The 12284-nt window shown below is 68.0% G+C and carries 14 protein-coding genes and 1 pseudogene; all 15 read left to right on the plus strand.

Going from position 1 to position 12284, the window contains the following annotated elements; genetic code table 11:
- The 15 genes and pseudogenes from POS15_RS07705 to POS15_RS07775 all read left to right on the plus strand — a co-directional run bounded on the left by POS15_RS07705 (position 1) and on the right by POS15_RS07775 (position 12282).
- The gene (locus tag POS15_RS07705) at positions 1 to 378 is read left to right on the plus strand and encodes a response regulator transcription factor (RefSeq protein WP_026070040.1); all 378 of its coding nucleotides are present in this window, start codon (positions 1 to 3) and stop codon (positions 376 to 378) included.
- On the plus strand, positions 375 to 1871 hold the full coding sequence (locus tag POS15_RS07710; protein ID WP_284129351.1) for a sigma-54 dependent transcriptional regulator: 1497 nt from the start codon (positions 375 to 377) through the stop codon (positions 1869 to 1871). Before POS15_RS07705 ends, POS15_RS07710 begins: the two co-directional genes overlap by 4 nt.
- A 283-nt stretch (positions 1872 to 2154) precedes the next feature.
- Positions 2155 to 2517, plus strand: a complete 363-nt coding sequence (gene fliE, locus POS15_RS07715) for a flagellar hook-basal body complex protein FliE (RefSeq protein WP_019184797.1) — start codon at positions 2155 to 2157, stop codon at positions 2515 to 2517.
- Between the two features lie 12 nt (positions 2518 to 2529).
- A complete protein-coding gene (gene fliF / locus POS15_RS07720) occupies positions 2530 to 4170 on the plus strand; it encodes a flagellar basal-body MS-ring/collar protein FliF (protein WP_284129353.1) in 1641 nt (546 codons plus the stop codon).
- Between the two features lie 13 nt (positions 4171 to 4183).
- A pseudogene (fliG, locus tag POS15_RS07725) lies at positions 4184 to 5169 on the plus strand (flagellar motor switch protein FliG).
- Positions 5166 to 5801: a FliH/SctL family protein gene (locus tag POS15_RS07730; RefSeq protein ID WP_284129355.1), complete on the plus strand. Its 636-nt coding sequence runs from the start codon at positions 5166 to 5168 to the stop codon at positions 5799 to 5801. Before fliG ends, POS15_RS07730 begins: the two are co-directional and overlap by 4 nt.
- Positions 5798 to 7177, plus strand: coding sequence for a FliI/YscN family ATPase (locus tag POS15_RS07735; RefSeq protein WP_019184801.1), 1380 nt, complete (start codon positions 5798 to 5800; stop codon positions 7175 to 7177). The genes POS15_RS07730 and POS15_RS07735 overlap by 4 nt, the downstream gene beginning before the upstream one ends.
- A 3-nt stretch (positions 7178 to 7180) precedes the next feature.
- Positions 7181 to 7639 carry a flagellar export protein FliJ gene (gene fliJ / locus POS15_RS07740; protein WP_284129357.1) on the plus strand — a complete coding sequence of 153 codons (459 nt, stop codon included), beginning with the start codon at positions 7181 to 7183 and terminating at the stop codon, positions 7637 to 7639.
- Positions 7639 to 8799 carry a flagellar hook-length control protein FliK gene (locus POS15_RS07745; protein WP_284129359.1) on the plus strand — a complete coding sequence of 387 codons (1161 nt, stop codon included), beginning with the start codon at positions 7639 to 7641 and terminating at the stop codon, positions 8797 to 8799. The genes fliJ and POS15_RS07745 overlap by 1 nt, the downstream gene beginning before the upstream one ends.
- 121 nt (positions 8800 to 8920) lie before the next feature.
- Entirely contained in the window at positions 8921 to 9439 is a 519-nt protein-coding gene (locus POS15_RS07750) for a flagellar basal body-associated FliL family protein (RefSeq protein WP_284129361.1), read from the plus strand.
- An 8-nt stretch (positions 9440 to 9447) separates the two neighbouring features.
- A complete protein-coding gene (fliM, locus tag POS15_RS07755; RefSeq protein ID WP_019184805.1) occupies positions 9448 to 10455 on the plus strand; it encodes a flagellar motor switch protein FliM in 1008 nt (335 codons plus the stop codon).
- A complete protein-coding gene (gene fliN / locus POS15_RS07760; protein ID WP_046273536.1) occupies positions 10452 to 10790 on the plus strand; it encodes a flagellar motor switch protein FliN in 339 nt (112 codons plus the stop codon). Before fliM ends, fliN begins: the two co-directional genes overlap by 4 nt.
- Positions 10787 to 11188 carry a flagellar biosynthetic protein FliO gene (gene fliO / locus POS15_RS07765; protein WP_019184807.1) on the plus strand — a complete coding sequence of 134 codons (402 nt, stop codon included), beginning with the start codon at positions 10787 to 10789 and terminating at the stop codon, positions 11186 to 11188. Before fliN ends, fliO begins: the two co-directional genes overlap by 4 nt.
- A 2-nt stretch (positions 11189 to 11190) precedes the next feature.
- Positions 11191 to 11973: a flagellar type III secretion system pore protein FliP gene (fliP, locus tag POS15_RS07770; RefSeq protein ID WP_019184808.1), complete on the plus strand. Its 783-nt coding sequence runs from the start codon at positions 11191 to 11193 to the stop codon at positions 11971 to 11973.
- A 39-nt stretch (positions 11974 to 12012) separates the two neighbouring features.
- The gene (locus POS15_RS07775) at positions 12013 to 12282 is read left to right on the plus strand and encodes a flagellar biosynthetic protein FliQ (protein ID WP_019184809.1); all 270 of its coding nucleotides are present in this window, start codon (positions 12013 to 12015) and stop codon (positions 12280 to 12282) included.
- Positions 12283 to 12284: the final 2 nt, after the last annotated feature.

Raw genomic sequence — 12284 nt, forward strand, 5'->3', positions numbered from 1 at the left:
ATGAACAAGCTCACCGTCCTGCTGGTCGACGACCACGAAGGTTTCATCAACGCCGCCATGCGCCACTTCCGCAAGGTCGACTGGCTCGATGTAATCGGCAGCGCCGCCAATGGCCTGGAAGCGATCGAACGCTCCGAGTCGCTGCGCCCGAAGGTGGTGCTGATGGACCTGGCCATGCCGGAGATGGGTGGCCTGCAGGCCACCCGCCTGATCAAATCGCAGGATGACGCGCCCTACATCGTCATCGCCAGCCACTTCGATGACGCCGAACACCGCGAGCATGCCCTGCGCGCCGGTGCCGACAACTTCGTCAGCAAGCTGTCCTACATCCAGGAAGTGATGCCGATCCTGGAAGGCCTGAAGGGGAACGGATCATGAGCGAATCCCGCATCCTGGTACTGGACAACGACGCCGTGCGCGCCGAGCGCACCGTCGCCCTGCTGGAGTTCATGGACTTCAACCCGCGCTGGGTGGCCGACGCCAACGATTTCGACATCACCCGCCACCGCCCCAACGACTGGATGGCCGCGATCATCGGTGGCCTGGACGGTTCCGAGCGCAGCGATGCACTGTTCGCCTGGCTGGGCAAGGGCGCGCTGCCGCCGCCGGTCATGCTGATCGACGGTGACACCACCGCTTTCGCCCAGCAGTACGGCCTGCACGAAGCCAATGTGTGGCCGCTGGAAGCGCCGCTGCGCCATGCACAGATGGAAGGCCTGCTGCGTCGCGCCAGCCTCAAGCGCCTGGATGCCGAGCACCAGGCCGGCGCCGTGCAGGAACAGGGGCCGACCGGTGAAGGCGCGGCGGTCACCCAGCTGCGCCGGATGATCGAGCAGGTGGCCGCGTTCGACACCACCGTGCTGGTGCTGGGTGAATCGGGCACCGGCAAGGAAGTGGTCTCGCGCTCCATCCACCAGCGCTCGCCACGTCGCGATGGTCCGTTCGTGGCGATCAACTGCGGCGCGATTCCGCCGGATCTGCTGGAAAGCGAGCTGTTCGGTCACGAAAAGGGCGCCTTCACCGGCGCGCTGAGCGCACGCAAGGGCCGTTTCGAAATGGCCGAAGGTGGCACCCTGCTGCTCGATGAAATCGGCGACATGAGCCTGCCGATGCAGGTCAAGCTGCTGCGCGTGCTGCAGGAGCGCAGCTTCGAGCGCGTGGGGGGCAACCAGACCATCCGCTGCAACGTGCGCGTGATCGCCGCGACCCACCGCGACCTGGAATCGCGCATCGCCGACGGCAAGTTCCGCGAGGATCTGTTCTATCGCCTCAACGTGTTCCCCATCGATGTGCCGGCCCTGCGCGAGCGCAGCGAAGACCTGCCGGCGCTGGTGACCACCATTGCCGGGCAGCTGGCCCGTACCGGCCGCGGTGAAGTGCGTTTCACCGGCGAAGCCCTGCAGGCGCTGGCCGCCTACGAATGGCCGGGCAATGTGCGCGAGCTGACCAACCTGGTGGAACGCCTGGCCGTGCTGCACCCCGGCGGCAACGTGCGCGTGCAGGATCTGCCGGCCCGCTATCGCGGCGACTTCGCGGCCGCCGCACCCGTGCCCGCGGCAGCAGCGCCGGCCCAGGCCGATGAGCGGCTGGACCTGCGCAGCTTCTCCTTCCACACCCCGGGTGCACCGGGCAGCACGGCCACGGACAACGGCACCGGCCCGGTCGCCCGCGCCCCGGCCCTGCCCGATGACGGCCTGGATCTGCGCAACCACATGGCCAGCATCGAGTTGAACCTGATCAACGAAGCGCTGGAGCGCACCCAGGGCGTCGTCGCCCATGCCGCCCAGCTGCTCGGCCTGCGCCGCACCACCCTGGTGGAAAAGCTGCGCAAGTACGGGATCGAACGCGACCAGACCGAACTGGCCGGCTGAGCGGGCCGGCACGCGGAAACCAGACGCCCGGGCATGTCCCGGGCTTTTTTGTTGCCACGACCGTCCGCCCCGCCGGTTTTCCGGCGTCGACTCTCCGGCACAACGCTGCTTTACCCCGCCGCATGGGCGCGCCGTCGCCCACACCGGACAGGCCGTCACGCGCTCGGGCGCTGCGTGACGCGCAACCCCGCGCCACCGTTACAAAACTGAATCACTCATCCATTTCGGCACGGCACTTGCAACGTCTCCCGGTGTAACCCACCCCTGCTTCGGAACGTTCCAGATGTCGCACTCCGTCACCTCGATCCTTTCTCAGATCCGCACCTTCCAGACCCAGATGGGGCAGCCCGCCGTCAGCCCGCTGACGGAGCTGCCGCGCAGCAATGCCATCCAGGGTCTGGTGTCCCCCCAGGAGATCCAGGGCCCGAGCTTCACCGAAACGCTGCGCGGCGCCATCGCCGGCGTCAACGATGCGCAACAGAAATCCGGCGCCCTGGCCAGATCTTTCGAACTGGGTGAACCCGGTGCGGACCTGGCCAAGGTCATGGTCGCCTCGCAGCAGTCCCAGATCGCCTTCCGCGCCACCGTGGAAGTCCGCAACCGTCTCGTCCAGGCTTACCAGGACGTGATGAACATGCCGCTGTAAGGATAGAAACGCATGGCCCTGTCGCTCTCCAAAGAATCGCTGAACACCGAAAAGGCGGGCCAGTGGTTCGACCGGCTGCAAAGCCTGCAGATCACCCGTCGGCTCGGCCTGATGGCAATGATCGCCGTGGCCGTGGCGGCGGGCCTGTTCGTGTTCTTCTGGTCGCAGAAGCCGGGCATGGTGCCGCTGTACACCGGGCTGGACCAGAAGGCCACGGCCGAGGCCACCGACCTGCTGCGCGCGGCACAGATTCCGTTCCAGATGGACCCCGCCACCGGCGGCATCACCGTGCCGGAAAAGAACCTGCACGATGCGCGCCTGAAGCTGGCCGGCTCCGGCCTGACCGACAGCGGCCGCCTTGGCTTTGAGCTGATGGAGCGCGACCCGGGCTTCGGCGTCAGCCAGTTCATGGAGAACGCGCGCTACCAGCACTCGCTGGAAACCGAGCTGTCGCGCACGATCAATACGCTGCGCCCGGTCCGTGATTCGCGCGTGCACCTGGCCATCCCCAAGCCCAGCGCCTTCACCCGCCAGCGCGACGTGGCCAGTGCCTCGGTGGTGCTGGAACTGCGCGGTGGCCAGCAGCTCGAACGCGGCCAGATCGATGCGATCGTGCACATGGTCGCCGCCAGCATCCCGGACCTGGCACCCGAGCGCGTTACCGTCGTCGACCAGAGCGGGCGCATGCTCAGCGTCTCCGACCCGAACAGCGAAGCGGCCATGAATGCCGCGCAGTTCGAACAGGTGCGCCGCCAGGAAACCTCGTTCAACCAGCGCATCCGCGAGCTGCTCGAGCCGATGACCGGGCCGGGCCGCGTGAACCCGGAAGTCAGCGTGGACATGGATTTTTCGGTGATCGAAGAAGCCCGTGAGCTCTACAACGGCGAGCCGCAGAAGCTGCGCAGCGAGCAGATGAGCGAAAACAGCAGCAACGTGCCCGGCCCGCAGGGCGTGCCCGGCGCCGCGAGCAACACCCCGCCCGGCCCGGCGGCCGCCCCGGCCACCGCGCAGGCACCGACGGAAACCTCCAAGAACGCCACCCGCAACTACGAGCTGGACCGCACCCTGCAGCACACCCGCCAACCGGCCGGTCGCATCAAGCGCGTCTCGGTGGCGGTGCTGGTGGACAACGTGCCGCGCGCCGGTGCCAACGGCAAGATGATCGACCAGGCCCTCTCCGCGGCCGAACTGACCCGCGTTGAAGCGCTGGTCAAGCAGGCGGTCGGCTTCGATGCCGAGCGTGGCGACACGGTCTCGGTGATGAATGCCCCGTTCGTGCGTGAGGTCACCCCGGTCGAAGGGCCGAAGTGGTGGGAGCTGCCGCAGGTACAGGACGCACTGCGTCTGCTGCTCGGCGCGATCGTGGTGCTGGCCCTGGTGTTCGGCGTGCTGCGCCCGGCGCTGCGCTCGATCACCGGGCAGACCAAGCCCAAGGACGACGCGCTGGAACCCCACAGTGCCGATGTGCAGCTGGTCGATGACGGCGAGGGCCTGCCCGCGATCGGCAGCGAACGCCTGCACGCGGCCGGACATGAACCGCTGGCCCTGCCGGTGGACTCCTACGAGGAACGACTGCGCATGGCGCGTGAAGCTGTAAAGACCGATTCCAAGCGCGTGGCCCAGGTGGTCAAGGGCTGGGTGGCCAATGATTGATGCACCTCCCCCGCTGACCGGCGTGCAGCGCGCCGCCGTCCTGCTGCTCTCGCTGGTGAACTGGACGCGGCCGAAGTGCTGCGCCACATGGAGCCCAAGGAAGTCCAGAAGATCGGCATCGCCATGGCGACCATGACCGACATCACGCGCGAACAGGTCGAGCGGGTCATGGACCAGTTCGGCAGCGAGCTGGGCTCCAAGACCTCGCTGGGCGTGGGCTCGGACGACTACATCCGCAACATGCTGGTGCAGGCGCTGGGTACCGAAAAGGCCGGCAGCCTGATCGACCGCATCCTGCTGGGTCGCAACACCACCGGCCTGGACGCGCTGAAGTGGATGGATCCGCGTGCCGTCGCAGACCTGGTCCGCAATGAGCACCCGCAGATCATCGCCATCGTGATGGCCCACCTGGAAACCGACCAGGCCGCCGACGCGCTCAAGCTGCTGCCCGAACGCACCCGGGTGGACGTACTGCTGCGTATCGCCACGCTGGATGGCATTCCGCCGAACGCCCTCAATGAACTCAACGAGATCATGGAGCGCCAGTTCGCCGGCAACCAGAACCTGAAGTCGTCCAACGTGGGCGGCGTGCAGTGCGCGGCCAACATCCTGAACTTCATGGACAGCGGGCAGGACCAGGCGATCCTGGGCGAAATCGCCCGCATCGATGCACCGCTGAGCGGCCGCATCCAGGACCTGATGTTCGTGTTCGACGATCTGGTGGACCTGGACGACCGCGAGCTGCAGCTGGTGCTGCGCGAAGTCAGCGGCGAGCGGCTCGGCCTGGCCCTGCGCGGCGCCGACATCAAGGTGCGCGACAAGATCACCCGCAACATGTCCCAGCGTGCTGCTGAGATCCTGCTTGAAGACATGGAAGCCCGGGGCCCGGTGCGCCTGTCGGATGTGGAAGTGGCGCAGCGCGAGATCCTGGCCATCGTCAAGCGCATGGCCGATGAAGGCACGGTCACCATTGGTGGCAACGCGGAGGCCATGCTGTGAACAATGCCGTGCGCTGGCTTGCCCCGGATCTGCTGGCAGTGCCCGAGCCGCCACCGGAAGAACAGTTCGGGCTCACCGAACCCGATCCGGACCACGAGCCGGAGCCGCTGCTGCAGCTGCCCACCCTGGAGGAGATCCAGGCCATCCAGGACAGTGCCGAGAAGGACGGCTTCGATCAGGGCCACGCCGAAGGGCTGGCCCAGGGCCAGGCCGAGGTGCGCCGCCTGATCGCACAGATCGAAGGCATCCTGGACAACTTCAGCCGGCCGCTGGTGCGGCTGGAGAACGAAGTGGTCGCCGCGCTGGGCGAGCTGGCAGTGCGCGTGGCCGGCAACCTGGTCGGGCGGGCCTATGAAGCCGAGCCGGAACTGCTGGCGCAGCTGGTCAACGAAGCGGTGGATGCCGTCGGCGGCGCGAGCCGCGATGTGGAAGTGCGCCTGCACCCGGACGACATCGCCGCGCTGGCCCCGGTGCTCAACCTGGCACCGAACCAGCGCCTGACCCCGGACCTGAGCCTGAGCCGCGGCGACCTGCGCGTACACGCCGAAGCCGTGCGCATCGACGGCACCCTGGATGCACGCCTGCGCGGCGCCCTGGATGCGGTCATCCGCAAAGCCGGAACCACCCCATGAACACCGAGACCCTGCCCCCGCCCGCCGACTGGACCGCCGCCCGCAACCTGCGGCTGGCCTCGCGGCTGGACAACATCCGCCCGGATACCGCGCACGGCCGTGGCCTGATCCGCGAGGGCGTGCTGCGCCGCGCAGTCGGCCTGACCCTGGAGGCGGTCGGCTGCGAGGCACCGATGGGTGCCAGCTGCAAGGTGGAAGTTGCCGATGGCGGCTGGGTCGATGCCGAAGTCGTCGGCTTCGCCGGTGAACGCACCTACCTGATGCCCAGCGCCGAACTGCACGGCCTGCTGCCCAACGCGCGGGTCGTGCCCTCGCTCGGCCGGGGCGGCGTGGAAGTGGGCGAAGGCCTGCTCGGCCGCGTGATCGACAGCGACGGGGTGCCGCTGGATGGCAAGGGCCCGATCCGCGCCGAAGGCACCGTCGGCATGGCCGGCGTCTCGATCAACCCGCTCGCGCGCGAGCCGATCACCCAGCCACTGGACGTGGGCGTGCGTGCGATCAACGCGCTGCTGCCGATCGGCCGCGGCCAGCGTGTGGGCCTGTTCGCCGGCTCCGGTGTCGGCAAATCGACGCTGCTGGGCATGATGACCCGCTACACCGCGGCCGACGTCATCGTGGTCGGCCTGATCGGTGAACGTGGGCGCGAAGTGCGCGATTTCGTGGAAAGCACGCTGGGCGAAGAGGGTCTGCGTCGCGCCGTGGTGGTCGCCAGCCCGGCCGACCGTCCGCCGCTGGCCCGCCTGCACGGCGCCTACCGCGCCACCGCGATCGCCGAGTGGTTCCGCGACCAGGGCCTGAACGTCCTGCTGCTGATGGATTCGCTGACCCGCTTCGCCCAGGCCCAGCGTGAGATCGGCCTGTCCGTGGGTGAGCCCCCCACCACCCGCGGCTACCCACCGTCGGTGTTCGCCAAGCTGCCCGCCCTGGTCGAACGTGCCGGTAACGGCGCCAAGGGCCGTGGCTCGATCACCGCTTTCTACACCGTGCTGACCGAAGGCGATGATCCGCAGGATCCGATCGCCGATGCCGCACGCGCCATTCTCGACGGCCACATCCTGCTCTCGCGCCGGGTCGCCGACAGCGGGCTGTACCCGGCCATCGACGTGGAATCCTCGGTCAGCCGCGTGGTCACGGAAATCGCCGACGAACCGTGGCGCCTGCGCATCCGCAAGCTCAAGCGGCTGGTGTCGGCGTACTCGTCCAACCGCGACCTGATCGCGATCGGCGCCTACCAGCGCGGTAATGACCCGGCCACCGACGAAGCGCTGGAGCGCTGGTCGGACATCGTTGAATTCCTCGGCCAGGACGTCGGCAAGGCCGCCGACCTGCCGCACAGTCAGGCCGCCCTCAAGCGGCTGGTGGAACCAGAGACTTAAGCCATGATCCAATCCAAGCGCTTCGACCCCTTGCTGAAACGAGCCCAGGACCACGAAGACGAGGTCGCCCGCGACCTGGCCGAGCGCCAGCGTGCGCTCGACACGCATGTGTCGCGCCTGGATGAGCTGCGCCGTTACGCCGAGGAATACGCCGGCGCCCAGATGTCGGCCACCAGCCCGGCCCAGCTGATGAACCGCCGCGCATTCCTGGATCGCCTGGACAGCGCGGTCGCCCAGCAGCGCAAAACCGTGGACAACAACCGCGAAAAGGTCGACGCCGAACGCGCCCGCCTGCTGCTGGCCAGCCGTGACAAGCAGGTGCTGGAACAGCTGGCCGCCAGCTACCGCGCCCAGGAAAAGGTCGTCACCGACCGCCGCGACCAGCGCGAGATGGATGATCTGGGTGCGCGTCGCTCGCGCCAGTCACAGCGCGAAGACGGCGAGAACGGAGAGGCCCCGTGATGCCCGCCGCCCTGCTCGGCGGCGCCGCGCCGGTACAGAACGCGGGCAGCACGCCTTCAGGTGCCCGCGCCGACAGCAACGACAACCGCACCGGCGACCGTCGGGACTTTGACGCACTGCTCAAGCCCGGCAGCGAAGCACCGCGCAGCGATACGCCGCGCAAGGCGGGCAGCAGCCGCGATGCCGGAAAGCACGCGGCGACAGACACATCGCGCCAGGACAAGCACGCAGCAATGCGTCCTGCCACGTCCGGTGCCAGGACTGCCGAGGACACGCCCGCTCCCGCCGACGCCGGCACGCCAGCATCGGCCCGTGCCGAAAAGCCCGCCGCCGAGCCAGCGGACGACACCGAGGCCGCCTGGCCACCGCTGGGCTTGGCCGGCCTGGCGTTGAACGGCCTGCCGGTACCCGCGCCGACCCCGGCCGTGGCAGGCCTCGCCGGCCCGGCGACGGGCGCCAATGCGGCCTTGCCCACGTTGACGGCGGGCGCCCAGGCGGCCGAGGGTACCGCACCGGCGCCGGCACCTCCCAGCCCCTCCACCGAGGGCGGCATCGCACTGCCCGCCCTGACTGCGGACGCCGCCGCGGCCGACGATGCCCCGCTGCTCAAGACCTTCACTGATGCCTTGACCGCGGCAACCGCCGACGGTCCGGATGCACCGGCCACGCCGCTGCTGCATGCCCTGCACGGCATGACCGAAGCCAAGCCGGTGATGGCCAGCCTGTTCACCGGCTCCCCCACCGCCACCCCACACCTGGGCGGTGAGGATTTCGATGATGCCGTCGGCGCCCGGGTCGGTTGGCTGGCGGACCAGAAGATCGGCCACGCCGACATCAAGATCACCCCGAACGACCTCGGCCCGATCGACGTGCGCCTGCAGCTGGATGGGGACAAGGTCCATGCGAGCTTCACCAGTGCCCATGCCGATGTGCGCCACGCACTGGAAAGCAGCCTGCCGCGCCTGCGCGAGCTGCTCGGCGAACAGGGCTTCCAGCTTGGCCATGCCGACGTGGGCCAACAGCAGACCGCGCCGGACGGCGGACGTGGCAACGCCGGCAGCGGGATGACCGGCGAGGACGGAGAACCGTCACTGGCCGAGACCACGCTGTCGCCCTCGCAATTCATCCGCCAGCGCGGCCTGGTCGACGCCTACGCGTGACCCGGCGCGGTGCGGCGGCGCGGCCTCCACCGCGCCGCCAGAAACCCGACGCACCGGATCCCCGGCATTCAGGCACACCGTTTGCATGTAGGCAGGAAGCAATCCTCTGGAGCTTCCCCTCGTGGCCGCAGCCGCCGATAAAACCAAGAAATCCGCCGAGAAGGACAAGGCCGCCAAGCCGCGCAGTCCGCTCCTGGTCACCGCCCTGGCTGCGGTGCTCGCCGCTGGCGCCGCCGGTGGCGGAGTCTGGTACTTCACCCAGCCCAAGCACGGCGACAAGGCCGCCAAGCCGGCTGCCAGCAAATCCGCAGTGCCTGCCCCGGCGCAGTACTTCGGCCTAGAGCCGCCGTTCGTGGTCAACCTCAACAGCAGCTTCGACGGCCCGCGCTACCTGCAGGTCGAAGTGCAGCTCATGAGCCGTGACCCGGCCGCGATGGAAGCGATCAAGCTTCACGCCCCGGCCATCCGCGCCAAGCTGCTGATGCTGTTCTCGCAGGTCGAGCCGAGCGACATCGCCGACCGCGCCGGCAAAGAGCGCCTGCAGGCCAGTTCCCTGGCCGAAGTGCAGAAGCTGCTCAAGGCCGAGACCGGCAAGCCCGGTGCCGACGAATTGCTGTTCACCAGTTTCGTGACCCAGTAAGGGCGACCATGAATGACCTGCTTTCCCAGGACGAGATCGATGCCCTGCTGCACGGCGTGGATTCCGGTGCGGTCGAGACCGACATCGATGCGCCCACGCCCGGCGAGGCGCGTTCGTACGATTTCGCCAGCCAGGACCGCATCATCCGCGGCCGCATGCCGACCCTGGAAATGGTCAACGAGCGTTTCGCGCGCCTGTGGCGGATCGGCCTGTTCAACCTGATCCGCCGTTCGGCCGAACTGTCCGTGCGTGGCATCGAGCTGATCAAGTTCAATGACTACATGCACTCGCTGTACGTGCCGACCAACCTCAACCTGATCCGCTTCAAGCCGCTGCGCGGCACCGGGCTGATCGTGTTCGAGCCGACGCTGGTGTTCGCGATCGTGGACAACTTCTTCGGCGGCGACGGCCGCTACCCGACCCGCATCGAAGGCCGCGAGTTCACCGCCACCGAGATGCGCGTGATCCACCTGCTGCTCAAGCAGACCTTCGCCGACCTCCAGGAAGCCTGGGCGCCGGTGATGGACGTGGAGCTGGAATACATCAATTCCGAGATCAACCCGCACTTTGCCAACATCGTGACGCCGCGCGAGTACGTGGTGGTCTGCCGCCTGCATGTCGAGCTCGATGGCGGTGGCGGCGATATCCACGTCACCCTGCCCTACTCGATGCTCGAGCCGATCCGCGAGCTGCTCGACGCCGGTATCCAGAGCGACCGCAACGACCGCGACGCCAGCTGGGGCGTGATGCTGCGCGAGCAGCTCAACATCGCCGAAGTCACGCTCTCCAGCGTGCTCGCCACCAAGCGCATGAGCCTGCGCGACCTGACCCGCCTGAAGATCGGTGACGTGCTGCCGATCGAGCTGCCCAAGCAGGTGCCGCTGTGCGTGGAAAACGTGCCGGTGTTCACCGGTGAGTTCGGCGTCGCCAACGGTTTCAACGCGGTGAAGATCACCGCCACCCATCCCCCGGGCATCCGCCCACGCGTTCCCGTACTGCAGGAAGACCCGCAATGAACGATATCGAATCCAACGAGCCGGCACCGGCACAGTTCACCCAGCTGCAGTCAGACGACGCCAGCGTCGGCGACGAGCTCAACCTGGATGTGATCCTGGATGTACCGGTGACCCTGTCGCTGGAAGTCGGCCGCGCGCGCCTGCCGATCCGCAACCTGCTGCAGCTCAACCAGGGCTCGGTGGTGGAACTGGAACGCGGCGCTGGCGAATCGCTGGACGTGTTCGTCAACGGCACCCTGATCGCCCATGGCGAGGTGGTGGTGATCAACGATCGCTTCGGCGTGCGCCTGACCGACGTGGTCAGCCCGAGCGAACGGATCCGGAGACTGCGTTGAGTGCCGGGCTGCTGATCGCGGCCGGCGCCTCGACCGTCAAGGTCGGCCAGCATGCCGCCGCCGCACCGGGCATGTTCGGTGCGGTGCTGGCGTTGCTGGGCGTGCTGGCACTGATCGTCGGCCTGGGCTGGCTGCTCAAGCGCATGCCCGGCAGCGGCTTCCGCCCGGCCGAGGGGCTGCGCGTGGTCGCCAGCCTCACTGTCGGCGCCAAGGAGCGCGTGGTGGTGGTCGAGGTCAATGGCACCCAGCTGCTGCTGGGCGTCACGGCCGGCGGCATCAATACGCTGCATCAGCTTCCCGACCCCCTGCCGCCGCCGGCGCCGGCGCGCCTTCCCGATTTCAAACAACTCCCGAATTTCGCCCAGTTGCTGCAACAGCGGCTGCGCAAGGAACCCTGAACATGCGTGGCCCCCGTACCTCCTGGACCCGTTACCTGCCGCTGTTGCTGACTGCCCTGCTGTGCGCGCTGCCGGCCCTGGCCTGGGCCGCGCCCGGCGTGCCGGGCGTGCCCGCACTGCCGGATGTGAATGTCGGCAAGATCGGCGGCCAGCCGGTGAGCCTGCCGCTGCAGACCCTGCTGCTGATGACGGCGATCACCCTGATCCCGTCGATGCTGCTGGTGCTGACCGCCTTCACCCGCATCATCATCGTGCTCGGCCTGCTGCGCCAGGCGCTGGGCACCGGCCAGACCCCATCCAACCAGGTGCTGCTCGGCCTGGCGTTGTTCCTCACCGCGATGGTGATGCTGCCGGTGTGGCAGAAGGCGTGGGGCAGCGGCATGGCGCCCTACCTCAACGGCGAGATCGATTTCCAGACCGCCTGGACGTTGACCACCCAGCCGCTACGCGCCTTCATGTTGGCGCAGATCCGCGAGACCGATCTGATGACCTTCGCGGGCATGGCCGGGCACGGCACCTACTCCAGCCCGGATGCCATTCCGTTCCCGATCCTGGTCGCCTCGTTCGTCACCAGCGAGCTGAAGACCGCCTTCGAGATCGGCTTCCTGATCTTCATCCCGTTCGTGATCATCGATCTGGTCGTGGCCAGCGTGCTGATGTCGATGGGCATGATGATGCTCTCGCCGATGCTGGTCTCCGCTCCGTTCAAGATCCTGTTGTTCGTGCTGGTGGATGGCTGGGTCCTGGTGGTGGGCACCCTGGCCGCCAGTTTCAATGCGGTCTGACCGCCCTGCCCTGCTGATCGATACGGACCCGAGACCGACATGACGCCCGAACTTGCCCTGACCGAACTCCGTGGTGGCCTGATCACCGTGCTGTGGGTCGCCGGCCCGCTGCTCCTCACCGTGCTGATCGTCGGCGTGGTGGTCGGCGTGGTCCAGGCCGCGACCCAGCTCAACGAGCCGACCATCGCCTTTGTCGCCAAGGCGGCGGCACTGACCGTGGTGCTGTTCGCGCTGGGCAGCCTGCTGATCGGCCATCTGGTCGAATACACCACGCTGCTGTTCCAGCGCATCCCGCACCTGATCGGCTGAGG

Origin of the sequence: Stenotrophomonas sp. BIO128-Bstrain, from assembly GCF_030128875.1 — a bacterium.
Lineage (GTDB): Bacteria > Pseudomonadota > Gammaproteobacteria > Xanthomonadales > Xanthomonadaceae > Stenotrophomonas > Stenotrophomonas bentonitica_A.

What these genes read in the sequence shown, in the direction of transcription:
- POS15_RS07705 (WP_026070040.1), top strand. Translation starts at nt 1, where the DNA reads ATGAACAAGCTCACCGTCCTGCTGGTCGACGACCACGAAGGTTTCATC.
- POS15_RS07710 (WP_284129351.1), top strand. Translation starts at nt 375, where the DNA reads ATGAGCGAATCCCGCATCCTGGTACTGGACAACGACGCCGTGCGCGCC.
- fliE (WP_019184797.1), top strand. Translation starts at nt 2,155, where the DNA reads ATGTCGCACTCCGTCACCTCGATCCTTTCTCAGATCCGCACCTTCCAG.
- fliF (WP_284129353.1), top strand. Translation starts at nt 2,530, where the DNA reads ATGGCCCTGTCGCTCTCCAAAGAATCGCTGAACACCGAAAAGGCGGGC.
- POS15_RS07735 (WP_019184801.1), top strand. Translation starts at nt 5,798, where the DNA reads ATGAACACCGAGACCCTGCCCCCGCCCGCCGACTGGACCGCCGCCCGC.
- fliJ (WP_284129357.1), top strand. Translation starts at nt 7,181, where the DNA reads ATGATCCAATCCAAGCGCTTCGACCCCTTGCTGAAACGAGCCCAGGAC.
- POS15_RS07745 (WP_284129359.1), top strand. Translation starts at nt 7,639, where the DNA reads ATGCCCGCCGCCCTGCTCGGCGGCGCCGCGCCGGTACAGAACGCGGGC.
- fliM (WP_019184805.1), top strand. Translation starts at nt 9,448, where the DNA reads ATGAATGACCTGCTTTCCCAGGACGAGATCGATGCCCTGCTGCACGGC.
- fliN (WP_046273536.1), top strand. Translation starts at nt 10,452, where the DNA reads ATGAACGATATCGAATCCAACGAGCCGGCACCGGCACAGTTCACCCAG.
- fliP (WP_019184808.1), top strand. Translation starts at nt 11,191, where the DNA reads ATGCGTGGCCCCCGTACCTCCTGGACCCGTTACCTGCCGCTGTTGCTG.
- POS15_RS07775 (WP_019184809.1), top strand. Translation starts at nt 12,013, where the DNA reads ATGACGCCCGAACTTGCCCTGACCGAACTCCGTGGTGGCCTGATCACC.